The sequence below is a fragment of the Ruegeria sp. CK1 genome, from assembly GCF_056536545.1.
This window is the reverse complement of the sequence record NZ_JBQFPX010000010.1, coordinates 74,619-91,084: the sequence shown is the minus strand read 5'-3', so window position 1 is coordinate 91,084 and position 16,466 is coordinate 74,619. Positions and strand designations below refer to the sequence as shown.

General features: G+C 56.2%; 23 protein-coding genes. 8 read left to right on the top strand and 15 right to left on the bottom strand.

Annotated elements, in window-relative coordinates:
- Position 1 precedes the first annotated feature (1 nt).
- The 9 genes from rnc to folK form a co-directional block, all read right to left on the bottom strand.
- Complete coding sequence (gene rnc, locus ACR0L3_RS18505) at positions 2-679, bottom strand: ribonuclease III (RefSeq protein ID WP_480747246.1); 678 nt, start codon at positions 677-679, stop codon at positions 2-4.
- Positions 676-1,512 carry a signal peptidase I gene (lepB, locus tag ACR0L3_RS18500; protein WP_480747245.1) on the bottom strand — a complete coding sequence of 279 codons (837 nt, stop codon included), beginning with the start codon at positions 1,510-1,512 and terminating at the stop codon, positions 676-678. Before lepB ends, rnc begins: the two co-directional genes overlap by 4 nt.
- A 63-nt stretch (positions 1,513-1,575) precedes the next feature.
- A complete protein-coding gene (gene acpS, locus ACR0L3_RS18495) occupies positions 1,576-1,989 on the bottom strand; it encodes a holo-ACP synthase (RefSeq protein WP_480747244.1) in 414 nt (137 codons plus the stop codon).
- A 1-nt stretch (position 1,990) separates the two neighbouring features.
- On the bottom strand, positions 1,991-2,968 hold the full coding sequence (locus tag ACR0L3_RS18490; protein WP_480747243.1) for an NADPH:quinone reductase: 978 nt from the start codon (positions 2,966-2,968) through the stop codon (positions 1,991-1,993).
- Between the two features lie 36 nt (positions 2,969-3,004).
- Entirely contained in the window at positions 3,005-3,754 is a 750-nt protein-coding gene (locus ACR0L3_RS18485) for a pyridoxine 5'-phosphate synthase (protein ID WP_480747242.1), read from the bottom strand.
- Positions 3,747-4,445 carry a DUF2062 domain-containing protein gene (locus ACR0L3_RS18480; RefSeq protein WP_480747241.1) on the bottom strand — a complete coding sequence of 233 codons (699 nt, stop codon included), beginning with the start codon at positions 4,443-4,445 and terminating at the stop codon, positions 3,747-3,749. The genes ACR0L3_RS18485 and ACR0L3_RS18480 overlap by 8 nt, the downstream gene beginning before the upstream one ends.
- Positions 4,446-4,461: 16 nt before the next feature.
- On the bottom strand, positions 4,462-6,594 hold the full coding sequence (locus ACR0L3_RS18475) for a RelA/SpoT family protein (RefSeq protein ID WP_480747239.1): 2,133 nt from the start codon (positions 6,592-6,594) through the stop codon (positions 4,462-4,464).
- A gap of 26 nt (positions 6,595-6,620) precedes the next feature.
- Entirely contained in the window at positions 6,621-6,974 is a 354-nt protein-coding gene (rpoZ, locus tag ACR0L3_RS18470; RefSeq protein ID WP_170476872.1) for a DNA-directed RNA polymerase subunit omega, read from the bottom strand.
- A 93-nt stretch (positions 6,975-7,067) separates the two neighbouring features.
- On the bottom strand, positions 7,068-7,637 hold the full coding sequence (gene folK / locus ACR0L3_RS18465) for a 2-amino-4-hydroxy-6-hydroxymethyldihydropteridine diphosphokinase (protein ID WP_480747238.1): 570 nt from the start codon (positions 7,635-7,637) through the stop codon (positions 7,068-7,070).
- Positions 7,638-7,777: 140 nt separating this feature from the next.
- Here folK and ACR0L3_RS18460 point away from each other — a divergent pair, with 140 nt between their 5' ends.
- The 7 genes from ACR0L3_RS18460 (at position 7,778) to ACR0L3_RS18430 (ending at position 12,215) form a co-directional block, all read left to right on the top strand.
- Positions 7,778-8,353 carry a LabA-like NYN domain-containing protein gene (locus tag ACR0L3_RS18460; RefSeq protein WP_037311150.1) on the top strand — a complete coding sequence of 192 codons (576 nt, stop codon included), beginning with the start codon at positions 7,778-7,780 and terminating at the stop codon, positions 8,351-8,353.
- Positions 8,354-8,545: 192 nt separating this feature from the next.
- Positions 8,546-9,496: a 4-hydroxy-3-methylbut-2-enyl diphosphate reductase gene (gene ispH / locus ACR0L3_RS18455; protein ID WP_480747237.1), complete on the top strand. Its 951-nt coding sequence runs from the start codon at positions 8,546-8,548 to the stop codon at positions 9,494-9,496.
- Positions 9,493-9,945 (top strand): DUF3429 domain-containing protein, encoded by a 453-nt coding sequence (locus tag ACR0L3_RS18450; protein WP_480747236.1) that lies wholly within the window; start codon positions 9,493-9,495, stop codon positions 9,943-9,945. Before ispH ends, ACR0L3_RS18450 begins: the two co-directional genes overlap by 4 nt.
- The gene (locus ACR0L3_RS18445; protein ID WP_480747235.1) at positions 9,942-10,526 is read left to right on the top strand and encodes a class I SAM-dependent DNA methyltransferase; all 585 of its coding nucleotides are present in this window, start codon (positions 9,942-9,944) and stop codon (positions 10,524-10,526) included. Before ACR0L3_RS18450 ends, ACR0L3_RS18445 begins: the two co-directional genes overlap by 4 nt.
- On the top strand, positions 10,519-10,986 hold the full coding sequence (rnhA, locus tag ACR0L3_RS18440; protein WP_480747234.1) for a ribonuclease HI: 468 nt from the start codon (positions 10,519-10,521) through the stop codon (positions 10,984-10,986). The genes ACR0L3_RS18445 and rnhA overlap by 8 nt, the downstream gene beginning before the upstream one ends.
- Positions 10,983-11,606 carry a trimeric intracellular cation channel family protein gene (locus ACR0L3_RS18435; protein ID WP_480747233.1) on the top strand — a complete coding sequence of 208 codons (624 nt, stop codon included), beginning with the start codon at positions 10,983-10,985 and terminating at the stop codon, positions 11,604-11,606. The genes rnhA and ACR0L3_RS18435 overlap by 4 nt, the downstream gene beginning before the upstream one ends.
- A gap of 12 nt (positions 11,607-11,618) precedes the next feature.
- Entirely contained in the window at positions 11,619-12,215 is a 597-nt protein-coding gene (locus ACR0L3_RS18430) for a COG3904 family protein (protein WP_480747232.1), read from the top strand.
- Between the two features lie 115 nt (positions 12,216-12,330).
- Here the strand turns inward: ACR0L3_RS18430 and ACR0L3_RS18425 are convergent, their stop codons facing one another.
- From ACR0L3_RS18425 to def (ACR0L3_RS18405), 5 genes are read right to left on the bottom strand one after another with little or no spacing between them, the layout of a single operon-like run.
- Positions 12,331-12,567: a GlsB/YeaQ/YmgE family stress response membrane protein gene (locus tag ACR0L3_RS18425; RefSeq protein ID WP_480747231.1), complete on the bottom strand. Its 237-nt coding sequence runs from the start codon at positions 12,565-12,567 to the stop codon at positions 12,331-12,333.
- Position 12,568: 1 nt separating this feature from the next.
- Positions 12,569-12,805: a hypothetical protein gene (locus ACR0L3_RS18420; RefSeq protein ID WP_170387214.1), complete on the bottom strand. Its 237-nt coding sequence runs from the start codon at positions 12,803-12,805 to the stop codon at positions 12,569-12,571.
- A 5-nt stretch (positions 12,806-12,810) separates the two neighbouring features.
- Entirely contained in the window at positions 12,811-13,725 is a 915-nt protein-coding gene (fmt, locus tag ACR0L3_RS18415) for a methionyl-tRNA formyltransferase (protein WP_480747230.1), read from the bottom strand.
- Between the two features lie 2 nt (positions 13,726-13,727).
- Positions 13,728-14,222 carry a peptide deformylase gene (def, locus tag ACR0L3_RS18410; RefSeq protein WP_480747229.1) on the bottom strand — a complete coding sequence of 165 codons (495 nt, stop codon included), beginning with the start codon at positions 14,220-14,222 and terminating at the stop codon, positions 13,728-13,730.
- Positions 14,219-14,737, bottom strand: coding sequence for a peptide deformylase (gene def, locus ACR0L3_RS18405; protein ID WP_480747228.1), 519 nt, complete (start codon positions 14,735-14,737; stop codon positions 14,219-14,221). The genes def (ACR0L3_RS18410) and def (ACR0L3_RS18405) overlap by 4 nt, the downstream gene beginning before the upstream one ends.
- 94 nt (positions 14,738-14,831) lie before the next feature.
- On the opposite strand from def (ACR0L3_RS18405), the gene ACR0L3_RS18400 reads away from it, so the two are divergent.
- The gene (locus ACR0L3_RS18400) at positions 14,832-16,004 is read left to right on the top strand and encodes a MalY/PatB family protein (RefSeq protein ID WP_480747227.1); all 1,173 of its coding nucleotides are present in this window, start codon (positions 14,832-14,834) and stop codon (positions 16,002-16,004) included.
- A gap of 103 nt (positions 16,005-16,107) precedes the next feature.
- On the opposite strand, the gene ACR0L3_RS18395 is transcribed toward ACR0L3_RS18400, so the two are convergent.
- On the bottom strand, positions 16,108-16,461 hold the full coding sequence (locus ACR0L3_RS18395) for a hypothetical protein (RefSeq protein WP_480747226.1): 354 nt from the start codon (positions 16,459-16,461) through the stop codon (positions 16,108-16,110).
- Positions 16,462-16,466: the final 5 nt, after the last annotated feature.

Below are 16,466 nucleotides of genomic sequence, written 5' to 3'. Positions count from 1 at the left end.
CTCAACTCAACTGCTCCAACAGAGCTTTAGCAGCCGTCTGTTCAGCTTGTCGCTTTGACCCGGCCGTTGCCTGCGCTTCGGTCCCGTCTTGCAGGCGGGCGGCGATGGTAAAGACTGGTGCGTGGTCGGGACCGGTGCGTTTGACCTCGACATAGCTGGGCGGTTTCTGGCCGCGGGCTTGCGCCCATTCCTGCAACGAGGTTTTAGCATCCCGGGCGTCTGCTTCAACCGTATGAATACGGTCGCCCCAGAGGGCGAGGATGACGTCGCGGGCCGCCTCGAACCCTGCATCGCGGTAGATCGCTGCAATCACGGCTTCCATCGCGTCACCCAGCAGCGCCTGCTTGCGACGACCACCAGACAGCATCTCGGACCGACCCAATTTCAGTACTGCGCCAAGGTCGATTTGACGGGCGACATCGGCACAAGCCTCTTTGCGGACCAGCGCATTGAAACGAGGGGCCAGCTGACCTTCGGAGGCTTTCTTGTCGGCCTCAAGCAGCGCCGTCGCCATCACAAGACCCAGCACGCGATCCCCTAGGAATTCGAGCCGCTGGTTGTCAGGCCTGGTGGCTGAAGATACCGACCCGTGAGTCAGCGCGCGCACCAAAAGCTCGGGGTTCGCGAACTCATACCCCAAACGTTTCTGGAACGCCTTTATCTCGGTCGAAAGCTTCAATTGATTGCCTTGAAGAAGCGATCACCACGCCATGTCCAAAAGAACAACATCGACCGGCCAGCGGATGAGAACATGATCCGATCGGCGCGACCGATCAGGTTTTCATACGGCACATATCCGACGCCTCCTGCAGACTGCGGCAGACGACTGTCGCTGGAATTGTCGCGATTATCACCCATAAAGAAATAGTGGCCTTCGGGCACGGTATATATGCCGGTGTTATCCGAACCTTGGTCACCGATGTTCAGAACATCATACGAGACACCATTGGGCAATGTTTCGATGAAGCGGGACTTTTCACATTCACCGCCAAATCCCACAGGCCCATTTTCACAACGCGGACGCAAACGTTGCGGGCCCTGCGGTTCAGCAATCTCGGTAAAGACACCATCGGGTTGCTGTGGAACAGGGGTGCCGTTCAAAATGATTTGGCTATCACGAATCTGAATGCGGTCGCCCGGTAAACCGATCAGGCGTTTGATATAGTCGCGCCCAGTAACCGGGTGCCGAAATACGATGACGTCGCCGCGATCAGGTTCACCACCCCAGATCCGGGTATTGTCGCCCTGCATCCATCCACAGATATCTTCCGCGTCGATGTTGAGGCCGACGCTGGGAATGATCAGGCTGGGACAGGACGCGTAGGAATAGCCATAGGCCATCTTGTTGACGAACAAGAAATCGCCAATCAGCAGCGTCTGTTTCATCGAGCCCGACGGAATCCAGAAAGGCTGAAAAAACAGTGTACGGAAAACGCCTGCAATCAGCAGGGCGTATACGATGGTTTTGATCGTCTCCCACACGGGATTTCCGGTTTTGACGTCCTCGGCCATACTGCTCTCCGGTCCTTGGGTTGTTGGGGTGCTACATGCGGGGCCAAGGGGGGCAAGTCAAGGCTACGTGGCCTGATCTTGAAGCGGGCGCGCCTCGATGACCACAAAGGCCTGCGCCCAGGGATGGTCGTCGGTCAAAGTAACATGGATGATCGCCTCGTGCCCTTCGGGCGTCAACTCATTCAAGCGTTCGGCGGCCCAGCCAGTAACGTGCATCACGGGCTGTCCGGTGCGCAGATTTGTAACCGCCATGTCTTTCCACGCAATACCCATGCGCAGACCGGTGCCAAGTGCCTTGGAACACGCCTCCTTCGCGGCCCAGCGTTTGGCATAGGTGCCCGCAGTGTCATGCCGACGCTCCGCTTTACTCTGTTCGGTTTCGGTGAAAACGCGATTGCGGAAACGGTCTCCGAACCGATCAAGCGTGCCTTGAATTCGGTCTATATTCGCGAGGTCTGTGCCAATTCCCAGGATCACGTTATACCTCCAGAACCACGGTGCCCATCTTTTCACCTGCTTCAACCATCTTGTGGGCTGCGGCAGCGTCAGCCAATTGCCCGCCATGCACAACAGCATGGTCCAACGCGCCTTTCTCCAACCAATCACTCAACTGTGCTTCGCCCCTTCGCCGGGCGGCTGCATCCAGTTGGTAGACAATCAACATATGCAAGCGGATGTTCTTAAACATGAAGCTGTAGAAATCCAGCTCTGGGCGCATTTGCGACACAGACGAATAGCTTGCGATAATTCCACCCGGTCGGATCAATGCCAGCGACGCATCCTGATTGGCCGCAAAATCCACTTCGACAATGCGATCAACGCCTGCACCATTGGTCATATCCAGCACAGTTTCGGCAACGTTTTGGGTGCGGTAGTTTACGAACTCTTTCGCACCAGAGTGAGCAGCTTTTTCTTCTGAACTAACCGTTGTGATGACCCGAGCACCGCCAAGTGCGGCCATCTGACATGCGTAACGCCCTACGGTTCCTGCTCCGCCGGTTACCAGGATCGTCTTTCCAGCGATCGGTCCATCTGAGTACAAGGCATACCAGGCGGTCATCGCCGGGATCCCAAAGCAAGCGCCTTCGGCAAAACTGGTAGTGTCAGGAAGCGTCACAGCCTGCTCAGAAGGTAGCGCAATATATTCGGCACCGGTTCCGAACGCGCGTTGCCACTGACCGTTCCATATCCAAACCCGTTCGCCAACCCGAGACGGATCGACATCAGGGCCAACGGCCACAATCACCCCGGCACCATCCGAGTGTGGAATGACACGGGGGTACTGCATGACCGCCCCGGGCCGTGCGCCACCACGCAGCTTAACATCAGATGGATTGATACCCGTGGCTTTAACCTGAACTACTACTTCACCCGGCCCGGCTTCTGGGTCAGGCATATCAATCAGTTCAAGCACGTCTTCCGCTGGACCAAAATCTTGATAAGTGATTGCTTTCACGGTGCTACCTCGTCATCCGACCTTGGTTCTTCTTCGCTATCGGGCCCGCGCCTCATCCATCAGACGGCGCATCTCGGCGATTGCCGGAGTAAGGCCTCGGAAAATGGATTCACCTATCAGAAAGTGACCGATATTCAGTTCGCGCACTTCGGGGAAGGCGGCGATGGGTTTCACCGTTTCATATGTCAGACCATGACCGGCGTGAACCTCAAGCCCTAGGGAATGCGCGAACGAGGACATCTCGCGCAGGGATTCAAGCTCCTGCGCGGCCACGTCCATGCGACCTTCAGCATGAGCGTCACAATAGGCGCCAGTATGCAGCTCAATCACCTCGGCCCCGATACGGTGGGCAGCTTCGATCTGGCGCTGATCGGCAGCGATGAAGATGGACACCCGACAACCTGCTTCGCGCAGCGGTGCAATATAGTGGGCCAGCTTATTTTCCTCACGAGCGACCTCAAGCCCACCTTCCGTAGTGCGTTCTTCGCGCTTTTCGGGGACGATACACACAGCATGAGGTTTGTGGCGCAGGGCGATCCGCTGCATCTCAGGCGTGGCGGCCATTTCGAAGTTCAGCGGAACCGAGAGAACCTCCATAAGCCCGTCGATATCGGCGTCCGAGATATGACGGCGATCTTCGCGCAGGTGCGCAGTGATCCCGTCAGCGCCAGCTTCTTCCGCCAATTTAGCGGCCCGCAGAGGATCAGGATAAGCACCGCCACGCGCGTTCCGTACGGTGGCAACGTGGTCAATATTCACGCCCAGACGCAGGTGATTGTCAGACATCGCTTGATTCCTTTCCCGTATTCCGGGTCGAACCTAGTGGGTTTGTTACCGGAACGGCAGCCTTGGTTTCGGCCAAACGTTTGATTTCGTCGAATTTTGCCTTGATCCGAGCGCGGCGGCGCTGCTGATAGGTCCTGACCACCGGCAAGCTGAGATAGTAGCAAACCACGCCCGCCACCAATCCCGGTGGAATACCGCCAATCAGCCAAGGGAAAAACACCTCATCATAGAAAATGCCAAGCCCCTGCCAATCGGCCACACGATCCGTGAACAAAGCCAGGAAGTTATTTTTCAAGTCCCCTATCGCTTGGGCGAAACTGTTCATCAGGCCGTGGGTCTCTTCCTCCTCAAAGTCATCTCCCAGCAGGAAATGACCTATCTGCAGACAGACGACACCTATGGGCACATAAGTCAAAGGGTTGCCAAAGAAGGTTGCGCTGAGCGACGCCAGCAAGTTGGCGTTGAAGATCCGGCTGAGTATGGCGGCAACGACGAAGTGTAGCCCATAAAAAGGTGTGAATGCCGTGAACACACCTACCCCGACGCCACGCGCGATACGTTCAGGCGTATCCGGCAGTCGTCTTATGCGGTGTTTGACGTAGTGAAACGCACGGGTCCAGCCACCGCGCGGATAGATGAAATCCGAAGCTATCTGAATGGGCGAGCGTCGATCTCGGCGCTTGAAAACCACTCCTGATCACCCCTTCTCAGCCAGCCGCTACCGCGGTTTTTTCCCTATCTCTGTAACGTTCGACCGCAGCGACGTCGCTTTCGGCCTCAAGCATCAGCATCAGCGAGTGCAACTGTTCCAGATCACGCAGTTCGACACTGATCAACAGACGGTAAAAATCCGGTTTGCGGTCAACGAATTCCAGGTTCGAGATATTGGCCTTTTTCTCGCCGATCAATGTGCAAATACGCCCCAGGACCCCCGCGTCATTACCGATGGTCAAATCCAGCGTGACCCCATAAGCGGCCGGGTGTGTGCCGGAATGCCAATGCAAGTCGACCCAGCGGTCTGGCTCGCTTTCGTATTCAGAGAGCCGGTCGCAGTCGATGGCATGCACAACCACGCCTTTACCGCGAAACGTGATGCCAACGATGCGCTCGCCGGGCAACGGTTGACAGCAGGGCGCACGGTCGAATTTCTGTCCTGGCTCCAGACCGATCACCGCGCGACGCGGGGAAATAGCGTCACCTTCGTCCTGGGTCAGTTCGGGATAGACCGCGCTGACCACATCATGCGCTGTTAGTTCGGCACTACCAAGACGGGCCAACAGCTCGTGCCGGTCCTTCAAACGAAGGTGTTTCGCCGCAGTGTCCAGAGCCTTATCAGTCGCCTTGCGGCCCACGTGCTCAAAACCCGAGCGGGCCAGTTCCTTACCCAGCTTGATGAAACGTTCACGGTCGACTTCACGAAGGGCGCGGCGGATGGCCGTACGGGCTTTGCCCGTTACTGCGATCTCAAGCCAAGTGACCTGCGGCGTCTGCCCGTCGGCGGTGATAATATCGACAGACTGTCCATTTTTGATCCGAGTCCAAAGCGGCACGCGAATGCCGTCCACCTTGGCACCAACGCAAGCATGTCCAATCCGCGTGTGGATGGCATATGCAAAATCAATCGGCGTTGCACCGCGCGGCAGTTTCACCACATCGCCTTTGGGGGTGAAACAGAAGACTTGGTCCGAATACATCTCAAGCTTGACTGCCTCGAGAAAGTCTTCGTGGTCATCTTCGCTGTCGAACTGTTCGGTGAGGTTCGCAATCCATTTGGCAGGGTCTACGGCAAATGGGTTCTCGGATCGGACACCGTCGCGATAGGACCAGTGTGCTGCCACACCCGTTTCGGCAACATCGTGCATCTGTCGGGTGCGTATCTGTACTTCAACGCGTTTGCCGTCACGCCCCGAAACTGTGGTGTGGATCGAGCGATAGCCGTTCGACTTTGGCTGACTGATGTAATCCTTGAAACGCCCCGGAACAGCCCGCCAACGCTGGTGGATCGCACCCAAAGTCCGGTAGCAGTCTTCTTCGGTCTGGGTGATGATACGGAAACCATAGATATCGGACAGTCGTGAAAACCCCTGGTCCTTCTCCTGCATCTTTCGCCAAATTGAATAAGGTTTTTTCGCGCGACCAAAAACTTCGGCTTCAATCCCGCCCTTTTCCAACTCGTGCCGCATGTCCCCGGTGATCCGGTGGATCACGTCGCCCGTTTCGCGTTGCAGAGTGATAAAGCGTCGGATGATCGACTGGCGGCCTTCAGGATTCAGTACGCGGAATGCAAGGTCTTCCAACTCTTCGCGCATCCATTGCATACCCATCCGCCCTGCAAGCGGCGCGTAGATATCCATGGTCTCACGCGCTTTAACGACCTGCTTTTCAGGACGCATTGCCTTGATTGTGCGCATGTTGTGCAACCGGTCGGCGAGCTTGACCAGTATGACCCGCAGGTCTTTGGACATTGCCATGAAAAGCTTGCGGAAATTCTCGGCCTGTTTGGTTTCGCGACTGGAAAGCTGCAGGTTGGTCAGTTTGGTGACGCCATCGACAAGCTTGGCGACTTCTTCCCCGAACAACTCTGAAACCTTGCCATAGCTGGCTTTGGTGTCTTCGATCGTGTCGTGCAGCAGGGCCGTTATAATGGTTGCGTCATCCAGACGCTGTTCGGTCAGGATGGCTGCGACGGCAACAGGATGGGTAAAATAAGGTTCGCCAGAATGGCGGAACTGACCTTCATGCATTTGAATCCCGAATTCATATGCTCGGGCGATGCGGTCTGCATTTGTTTTGGGGTTGTAGTTGCGGACCAGCGCAATCAGGTCGTCAGCAGAAATCATCCGGTCCGCACCTTGTGTAGCTTGGGTTACCCCTGGCCTTGAGCCTCCATCAGAGCGCGCAGCAGCTTCTCTTCTGACATGTCGTCATCGACAGGCTTATCCGATTCCGCACCCATCAGCAGAGCCATCTGATCTTCTTCTGGCTCATCCACCTCGATCTGAGTCTGGTTCGCTTCGATCAGGCGCTCCCGCAGTTCATCGGCGCTCTGGGTCTCATCCGCGATCTCGCGTAGCGAAACGACAGGGTTTTTGTCATTATCACGATCCACGGTGATCGACGCACCGGCAGAAATCTCACGCGCTCGATGGGCGGCAAGCATCACCAGTTCGAACCGGTTTGGAACCTTGTCTACGCAATCTTCAACCGTCACGCGGGCCATGGGGCGCTCTCCGTTACTGAATCCATGTCAGGAAGACGTTTATCTATGCGCGAATCCCCGCCTTGACAAGCAGAAATACTGCAACCGCACAGATCAAAGAGGGGTGACGGCGTCAATATCTTCGACAGGCAGGTTCATGAGCATCTCTGCAACGGTCTGACCTAGGACAGGATGTCGCCATTCTGGGGCCACGTCTGCCATCGGAACCAATACAAACGCCCTATCTTGAAGGCGTGGATGCGGTAGAATCAACTGCTCTGGCGCCTGTTGTTTTTGCTCTTCTGGTGCCAGTGTCAGCCACCGGTGATATTCTGCTGTGTCGGGCAGAACGAGATCGTCGTAACAGACCAGATCCAAATCCAGCGTTCGCATCCCCCAACGTTGAACCCGCTCGCGGCCAAATTGGTGTTCGACCTCATGCAGCAGACTTAACAACTCGTGTGGGCTTTTGTCGGTTTCAATCAACGCTGCCGCATTCACGTAATCTGGCCCGGCACCGGGTGGGAAACAGGGTGTCTCAAAAAAGCGGCTTACAGCGCGAATCACCGCACCATGACGCGAAATCGCGTCAATACCCCTTTGAAGTGTCACCTTGGGCCCTGACTCTCTCAAACTGATATTTGCGCCCAGCGCAATCACCGCTTTTATTGAAGTTTTGCCCATTTACCCCCCCACATTCGGTGAATTGCATGCTTGCGATAGACACTAAAAGCCCTAATTATAGAGGTATCAGCGCGTCGCTTATTTTCTAGCTCACTCACCTAACACCCGACGCTGCTGGTTTGTACCGGAAGGAACTATTTATGTTTTATAAAGACGAACGGCTAGCGCTGTTCATCGACGGCTCGAATCTTTATGCAGCCGCAAAAGCACTGGGGTTTGACATCGACTACAAACTGCTGCGTCAAGAATTCATGCGCCGCGGAAAGATGCTTCGGGCTTTTTACTACACAGCGCTACTTGAAAACGACGAGTACTCGCCGATCCGTCCATTGGTTGACTGGCTGCATTACAACGGCTTCACCATGGTCACGAAACCGGCCAAAGAGTACACCGACAGCATGGGGCGTCGGAAAGTCAAAGGAAACATGGACATCGAACTGACGGTTGATGCCATGGAATTGGCGCCGCGCGTCGATCATATCGTGCTTTTCTCGGGCGATGGGGATTTCCGCCCGCTGATAGCCAGCCTGCAACGTCAAGGCGTGCGCGTATCGGTCGTTTCGACGATCCGCAGCCAGCCGCCAATGATCTCAGACGAATTGCGCCGTCAGGCCGACAATTTCATCGAACTTGAAGACCTGCGCGATGTGATCGGACGGCCTCCGCGTGAAATGCCGATGGAACCGCGTAGTGTCGCGGCTGCCAGCGGACAGTAAGACCCGGCGCTCACCAAAGCCGGGCGAAGAAATCGGCGCGGTCAGGACACATGTTCCTGACCGCGCCATTTTAACTATAAACAGGTGCTTAAACATCTATTGGCTAGCACCGATTCGTGTCAGCTAAATGACAAGGTCGCGTCTGGACCAAGGCTAGGAAAAGACTTACCTGTGGCCTATGGAGACCGCGACATGACCAAACCGCCTTTGACCCTTTACCTTGCTGCCCCGCGCGGGTTTTGCGCCGGTGTTGACCGTGCAATTAAGATCGTCGAAATGGCCCTACAGAAATGGGGTGCGCCCGTTTTTGTGCGCCATGAAATCGTGCACAATAAATTCGTCGTCGACGGTCTGCGCGCAAAAGGAGCGGTCTTCGTCGAGGAACTGGACGAATGCCCCGATGATCGACCGGTAATCTTTTCCGCGCATGGCGTACCAAAATCCGTACCCGCGACAGCTACTAAGCGCGAGATGATCTATGTTGACGCCACCTGCCCGCTTGTCTCCAAGGTCCATGTCGAGGCGCAACGTCATGCTGACGCCGGCCTTCAAATGATCATGATCGGCCACAAGGGCCACCCCGAAACCATCGGAACCATGGGACAATTGCCTGAAGGCGAGGTTCTTTTGGTTGAAACTGTCGAAGATGTCGCCACCGTGCAGGTGCGCGATGCAGACAAATTGGCCTTCGTCACTCAGACGACGCTTTCTGTTGACGACACGAAGGACATCATTTCTGCGCTTGAGGCACGGTTTCCGTCCATTGTTGGCCCGCACAAAGAAGATATCTGCTATGCCACAACAAACCGGCAGGAGGCTGTCAAAGCCGTCGCCCCGAAATCGGATGCGTTGCTGGTCGTAGGCGCACCGAACTCCTCAAACTCGCGCCGTCTGGTCGAAGTTGCCTCGCGGGCGGGTTGTGATTACGCACAACTGGTCCAGCGCGCGACCGAGATTGACTGGCGGGCACTTGAAGGTATCTCAACTGTTGCGATCACGGCCGGGGCCTCAGCCCCGGAGGTTCTGGTCAACGAGGTGATCGATGCCTTCCGCGACCACTATGACGTCACAGTCGAACTGGTTGAGACTGCGGTTGAGAATGTCGAATTCAAGGTTCCGCGCGTTCTGAGGGAACCCGCATGAACGGGGTTCCAAGGGCTCCGCTAATCCTTGGTTTGGCAGGATTGATACCGTTTATCTGGGGCGCACTGACTTACCTTAACGACGATCTGCATACTTGGGGAACGCAAACGTTTGGGTCGCGCTTTGTCGGTCCCTATATTCAACTGTTCTACGGCTCGGTGATCCTCAGCTTTATGTCCGGTGTGCTTTGGGGATTTGCCACGAAAACCTCGGGAACCAAGGCGGCGACTTGCTACGCGCTGTCTGTACTTCCTGCGCTATGGGCATTCTTCAAAACCGGAGGCGGACCAACCAGCGCCGGGATCAACCTGATGTACGGCTTCGCCGGGCTATTGGTGTTGGATGCTATCTTCGCTTACTGGCGGCTGACACCAGTATGGTGGTTGCGATTGCGTGTGACGCTAACCGCCATTGTACTGGCCTGCCTTGCTGTAGGAGTGTACCTGTGACTGACGAAAGAACGATCAACGCCTATGCGGCTCGTGTAGCGGACTATCTGAAAATCCCGCTGCCGCCCGAGCAGATCGAAGCCCGAATGGCCTTTGCCGAGGCGGTTGGCACCGGACATATTCTGGATTTGGGTTCTGGCCCCGGATCGGACAGCGCGTTTTTCATGCGCGAGGGGCTGTCGGTTCGGGCACTCGACGCAACACCAGCTTTTGTCGAACACGCCCGAAAAAACGGCGTGGATGCCCATTTGGGCACGTTCGACGATGTGACAGAAGTGGCAGAATACGACGGTATCTACGCCAGCTTTTCTTTGTTACATGCGCCGCGCGAGGATTTTCCGCGCCATTTGGCATCTATTCACCGGGCGCTGAAACCTAAAGGTATCTTTTTCCTCGGCCTGAAATTGGGCACAGGTGAACACCGCGACGACCTGGATCGCTATTACACTTATTTTTCGCAAACCGAGATTGAAAATGCACTGGAGCAGGCCGGGTTTACGATCGATCGAATAACAACTGGCATGGGCGCCGGTTTGGCCGGGTCTTATGACGGCTTCATTTTGGTATTGGCCCATGCCTGAACTATTCGCCTATACGGACGGAGCCTGCTCAGGTAATCCCGGCCCCGGTGGCTGGGGCGTACTGCTGCGGGCGATGGAGGGTGACACTGTCCTGAAAGAGCGGGAATTGAACGGCGGTGAAGCCGAGACCACCAACAACCGTATGGAACTGCTGGCGGCCATCAGTGCGCTCGAGACGCTGGAGCGAGCCTCGAAAATCACCGTTGTCACCGATAGCGCCTATGTAAAGAACGGTGTGACCGGGTGGATTTTCGGCTGGAAGCGGAACGGCTGGAAAACCTCGAACAAGAAGCCGGTTAAGAATGTCGACCTTTGGCAGCGGCTGGATGAGGCCCAGACCCGGCACGATGTGACTTGGGAATGGGTTAAAGGTCATGCCGGCCACCCCGAAAACGAAAAGGCCGACGAATTGGCGCGTGCCGGAATGGCACCGTTCAAACCGAAAAAGACGCAGGCATGAACGGGCTGGCCCTGCTGGATTACGCTTCGGTTCTGGTCTTTGCCCTGACCGGAGCGTTGGTGGCAAGCAGAGCGCAGCTAGATCTGGTGGGTTTCGCCTTCATCGCCTGCCTTACGGCGGTGGGTGGTGGCACGGTGCGTGACTTGTTGTTGGACCGACATCCAATTTTCTGGGTCGGCCAACCTGCCTATATCTTGATCGGAACCGCGGCTGCAGTGTTGGTGTTCTTTACTGCCCATCTGGTTGAAAGCCGGTATAACTTGCTGATCTGGTTAGACAGCTTCGCTTTATCCATCGCGGTTGCGGCTGGAACTGGCGCTGCACTCGCGCTGGGGCAATCAGGCACCATCGTGGTCTTGATGGGAATTTGTACCGGCTGTCTGGGCGGTCTTATGCGAGATGTAGTCTGCAACGAGGTTCCTCTGGTACTAAAACAAGGCGAGCTTTATGTGTCTTGCGCCTTTGCAGGTGCTGTGACCGCTGTAATTGCGCACCGCCTCGGGTTCGAAGAGCTTTTCGCTTTGGCCGCTTGTGCCCTGATCTGCTGGGCGCTGCGGGCAGGATCACTGCTTTTCGGCTGGAAACTTCCGGTCTACAAAAGTCGCCCACCTCGGCAATAGGAGGGAGTTGAGATGAAGCCATGGATACTTCTAGCCTGCGTCGCCGCGCTAGCTGCCTGCACCGGGCGATACACTCCGGTCCAATTCATGGCTCAGGGTGACCAGATCGTCGCTATTGGCACGATCGACCACACCACTTTGGACGCCTTTCGGGACATCACCGAGCAAAACCCGGAAGCGAAGACATTGGTCCTGCAATACATCGATGGATCGGTAGACGACGACGCCAATGTTGTCTTTTCCCGCGTCGTTCATGATCAGGGGTTCGATACCGTCGTACCCTCGAACGGATTGGTCGCTTCGGGCGGAACTGATCTGTTTCTCGCGGGTGATCGGCGCACTCTGGAACCAGGGGCGTGTGTTGGCGTCCACAGCTGGAGCGGTTGGAACATCCAAGGCACCGGCCTTCCCCGCGATGATCCGGAACATGATCGATACCTGGGTTACTTTGACGATATCGGCGTGGATGAGGACTTTTATTGGTTCACACTTGATGCTGCCCCCGCCAAGAGCATGCATTGGATGACCGCCGCCGAAGCGGACCGTTTCGACATGACCTCGGGTCGGACGCCGCGCTTGAGCACAGCGACAACCTGCGACGCCCGCTAAAGTCAGCGCGACAGCAATCTCGCACTGAAACTTGGGCAAATCATGTGGCAATGGGGTCGCTTTCGGATAAATCGGTCAATCGAACTGGCCGCTCTCCTGCCACAAGGTCAAGTGTTTAGCGGCGCAGGTAGGTTTTCCATATCCAGATCACCAGAAAGGCCCCCAGCACCGCTCCAACAAAACCGGACAGCCAGCCCGCCACGGTGATCAAGGCGCGCAACAGAAACCCACCAACCAACGCACCCACGATACCGATCAGCAGCGTCGTGGGGATATCAGCCTCGATCCGCATCAATCGGGTAGCCAGAAATCCAGCGGCTGCTCCGATTATGATCAGGGCAATGACAGGCACGTTACTTCCTCCAATGCGTCGGCACGATGATAAGCGCGCCGATGGATGACAGAACCGCATTCAGACCCGGAGGACCAAAACTGATCCCGAACATGATACGGACAAAGTAGAACAGGAACGCGCCGCCCACGCAAATGATGATCGAGGGCAGGTATCCGTTATGGGTAAACCCGGTTTTCTCGGACAGATAGCCCACGATACCGGCAATAACGACTGTGCCCATCAAGACCATGAACATGTAGGCTACTCCGAACTGAGGCGGGTTCCAGCCGTGACCGACCAGCCCCGCAGAAAGGTTTCCGTATCCTGCGCCCCTTTACCTGCCCGTTGTAGGCGTAGCAGATCAACCGCGCCATCCCCACAGGCAACACGAAGCGTTTCATTCAAAACTTCACCGGGTTCGCCCTGCCCTTCGGCCAGTTTGGAGGCCAGCAGTTTCACCCGATCGTCGCCGATAAGAGTCCAAGCACCAGGAAACGGCGACAGACCCCGGATTTGGCGGTCAACCTCAGCGGCCGGACGAGACCAATCTACCCTTGCCTCAACCTTGTCGATTTTCGAGGCATAGGTTACGTCGACCTCGGGCTGGGGCTGCGGCGTGAGCTCAGGCAAACGGGCCAGTGCTTCGACGATCAACTCAGCGCCCATAGGCGCAAGGCGATCATGCAATTGCGCTGTGGTTTCCTGCGGCCCTATATCTGTTTCCTGCCGCAACAAGACAGGGCCAGTATCCAGACCAGCCTCCATTTGCATGATACAAATGCCAGTCTTCGCGTCGCCTGCCATGATTGCCCGGTGGATCGGTGCAGCGCCACGCCAGCGGGGCAACAGGCTGGCGTGGATATTCAGACAACCGTGTGCAGGGGCATCCAGTACGGGTTGGGGTAGCAACAAACCATAGGCCACGACCACGGCAACATCCGCGTTCAATGCGGCAAAAGCCTCCTGCTCTTCTGGCGCTTTCAGCGAAACTGGATGGAAGACGGTCAGACCCAACGCCTCGGCCCGGGCATGCACAGGCGTCGGGCGATCCTTTTTACCGCGACCCGCAGGGCGCGGCGGTTGGCAATACACGGCAACAATTTCATGCCCGGCCTCGACCAACGCATCCAGCACCGGAACCGAGAAATCGGGCGTACCCATGAAAACGACGCGCATCTTTATCCCTGTTTCTTGGCCTTGCGCAGCAGCATGTCGCGCTTCACTTTGCTGAGCCGGTCGAAATACATCTTGCCGTTCAGATGATCGATCTGGTGCTGCACGCTCGTGGCTTCGATTCCCACGAAATCACGTCGGTCGATCATGCCCTGTTCGTTCAAGAACCTTACCGTTACTGCCCGCGGACGTTTCACTTTGGCCGACACACCAGGCAGGTTTGGACTTGCTTCTTCATGCTCTCTCAGCTCGATTGAGCTGTGAAGGATTTCAGGATTCGCCAAGCGTACCGCGCGTCCCCGTTCGGTCGAGCCATCCACAACAGCAAGTCGTAACATCACGCCGATCTGAGGGGCTGCAAGACCGACGCCAGGCATCGCTTCCATCGTGTCGATCATGTCATCCCAGATGCCGCGAATTTCATCCGTGATTTCGGCAACGTCTTCGGCCTTTGTCCGCAAATGCTTATCGGGCCATGGAAGGCAAGTTCGGACCGTCATGCACGAGCCTGTTCGCGTTTCAACTTCTGCATTTTGCGCGTAATCATCTGGCGCTTCAAAGGTTTGAGGTAATCGATGAACAGCTTGCCGTTCAAGTGGTCGATCTCGTGCTGTACGCAGGTCGCCCAAAGGCCATCGAACGTTTCCTGCTGCAGATTACCGTCCCGATCCATCCACGTCACATCCACCACTTTGGGACGCGTCACCTCGGCGAACTGTTCCGGGATCGACAGGCAGCCTTCCTCATAGACATTGGTTTCGTCAGAAGACGCTATGACCTCGGGGTTGAACATGATCAAGGGGCGAGGCGCTTCGCCTTCTTCCTTGATGCAATCCATCACGATCAGCCGATCCAGCACTCCGATCTGTGGCGCAGCAAGACCGATGCCCGGCGCGTCATACATCGTCTCAAGCATGTCGTCAGCCAGCGTGCGCAATTCGTCCGACAAGTCAGCAACCGGAGCGCAGACCTTCTTGAGGCGGGGGTCAGGATGGATCAGAATATTGCGTTTCATGGGGTTGATTTAGGCCATCAGGCGCCCCTCCGCAACGCCCCCCTTGCGCCCGCCGCGATTGTGGCTAGCTTTCCCTCGGAAAGATGGAGCAGACATGACCTTTAACGACCTGATCGACCGCCGGGGAACCAACAGTTCAAAATGGGACAAGATGGAGCAACTGTACGGTGTCTCTCCACAGGACGGGCTGGCAATGTGGACTGCGGATTCCGATTACCCAACTGCGCCGTGCGTGATCGACGCGGTTAGAAAAGCCGCCGATCACGGGGTTTTCGGGTATTCATGGGAATATCCCGAGTATCTGACCGCGGTTCAGTGGTGGATGCAGAACCGCCACGACTGGAAAATTGAAACCGAGTGGGTTCTGACCTCCCAAGGATTAGGAAACGCGATCGCTTTGTGCCTGGACGTCTGGACCCAGCCCGGCGACGGAGTTGTTATCTTTACGCCCGTCTATCATGAGTTCACACATAAGATTAATACCGCCGGACGGCGTGTGGTGGAATGCCCCCTGGCGCGGCAGGGCGACAGTTATGGCATCGACCTTGAAGATGCGCAGTCGCGTTTAGATGGGTCGGAAAAGCTGTTGATGTGGTGTTCGCCGCAAAACCCATCGGGCCGGGTCTGGAGCCCTGAAGAACTGAGAGCCGTGGCTGCTTTTGCTGAGCGCAATGGCCTGATCCTCGTGTCAGACGAAATTCATCAGGACTTGGTTTACACTAATCATACTTTTGTTCCGATGGATAAGGCAGCGCCCGAAGCGCGTGCCTGGACAGTGACTCTGACCGCAGCGTCTAAGACGTTCAACATCGCGGGCCAACGCACAGGCAACATGATCATCCCCGATCCCAAATTGCGTTCTGAAATGAGGCAGCGACTGAAAACATTGGATTATGCCCCCAGTGCGTTGGGTGTGGCAATGATCACCGCCGCCTATACGCCCGAAGGTGCAGAATGGGTCGACGCACAAGTGGCGCATTTGGACGGCAACCGCAAACTGTTCGATGCGACGATCGCCGAAATTCCCGGCCTTTGGTCGATGCCTTTACAGGCGACTTATCTGGCTTGGGTGGATTTCTCGGGCACTGGGATGGGTCATGACGAGTTTGTCCGACGCCTGCGTGAAGATGCCAAAATAGCGACGTCCTCGGGCCCCGGTTTCGGCACCGGCGGTGAAACATTTGAACGCTTCAACTTAGCCACCCAACGCGCAAGGATCGAAGCAGCCTGCGCTCGGTTGAGACAAGCCTTTGCCGATTTGCAGTAAGCAACACCACCGAAAGTGAACAGACGGGCGGTCACAATTCGGCGTCTAATGTGAAATTCAGGTGCCCCTAAAAAGGGGTGCCATTGGCTTAAAATGCTCGTCCCTATTCTTTGGGACCTAGCAAAGCGATCGGCGCATCGGGGGCACGGTAGAAGTCCAGCGGAGCCTTATCGGCTGCAGCGGTGCTTCGCTTGAATTCATAACGCATCTCACCCGCTTCTTCGTCATCAGCAATGATCAGGCATTGATACAGGTGGCGCGCACCGTCATAGATATCTACGAGGCCGCGCAATTTAGGTGTCGATGCGGCTTCGACAGTGAACCCGTCTTTCCACAATCTAAGAATTTTGAAGGTATTGTTCTCTACTTCGACACGAAGGCGGCTTGTCTTTTTCAATCCGGCGATTCGCGCAGCGTCTAATTCAGCGCTTATTTCCTTTGAAACATAGGTCGTCATACCAA

Bases quoted from the DNA above. Each gene is read 5' to 3' on its own strand.
- ACR0L3_RS18450 (WP_480747236.1), top strand. From the start codon at position 9,493: ATGAACGGGGTTCCAAGGGCTCCGCTAATCCTTGGTTTGGCAGGATTG.
- rpoZ (WP_170476872.1), bottom strand. From the start codon at position 6,974: ATGGCCCGCGTGACGGTTGAAGATTGCGTAGACAAGGTTCCAAACCGG.
- ispH (WP_480747237.1), top strand. From the start codon at position 8,546: ATGACCAAACCGCCTTTGACCCTTTACCTTGCTGCCCCGCGCGGGTTT.
- folK (WP_480747238.1), bottom strand. From the start codon at position 7,637: ATGGGCAAAACTTCAATAAAAGCGGTGATTGCGCTGGGCGCAAATATC.
- ACR0L3_RS18400 (WP_480747227.1), top strand. From the start codon at position 14,832: ATGACCTTTAACGACCTGATCGACCGCCGGGGAACCAACAGTTCAAAA.
- ACR0L3_RS18420 (WP_170387214.1), bottom strand. From the start codon at position 12,805: ATGTTCATGGTCTTGATGGGCACAGTCGTTATTGCCGGTATCGTGGGC.
- rnhA (WP_480747234.1), top strand. From the start codon at position 10,519: ATGCCTGAACTATTCGCCTATACGGACGGAGCCTGCTCAGGTAATCCC.
- ACR0L3_RS18485 (WP_480747242.1), bottom strand. From the start codon at position 3,754: ATGTCTGACAATCACCTGCGTCTGGGCGTGAATATTGACCACGTTGCC.
- ACR0L3_RS18395 (WP_480747226.1), bottom strand. From the start codon at position 16,461: ATGACGACCTATGTTTCAAAGGAAATAAGCGCTGAATTAGACGCTGCG.
- ACR0L3_RS18475 (WP_480747239.1), bottom strand. From the start codon at position 6,594: ATGATTTCTGCTGACGACCTGATTGCGCTGGTCCGCAACTACAACCCC.
- def (WP_480747228.1), bottom strand. From the start codon at position 14,737: ATGAAACGCAATATTCTGATCCATCCTGACCCCCGCCTCAAGAAGGTC.
- def (WP_480747229.1), bottom strand. From the start codon at position 14,222: ATGACGGTCCGAACTTGCCTTCCATGGCCCGATAAGCATTTGCGGACA.
- ACR0L3_RS18435 (WP_480747233.1), top strand. From the start codon at position 10,983: ATGAACGGGCTGGCCCTGCTGGATTACGCTTCGGTTCTGGTCTTTGCC.
- fmt (WP_480747230.1), bottom strand. From the start codon at position 13,725: ATGCGCGTCGTTTTCATGGGTACGCCCGATTTCTCGGTTCCGGTGCTG.
- ACR0L3_RS18460 (WP_037311150.1), top strand. From the start codon at position 7,778: ATGTTTTATAAAGACGAACGGCTAGCGCTGTTCATCGACGGCTCGAAT.
- ACR0L3_RS18430 (WP_480747232.1), top strand. From the start codon at position 11,619: ATGAAGCCATGGATACTTCTAGCCTGCGTCGCCGCGCTAGCTGCCTGC.
- lepB (WP_480747245.1), bottom strand. From the start codon at position 1,512: ATGGCCGAGGACGTCAAAACCGGAAATCCCGTGTGGGAGACGATCAAA.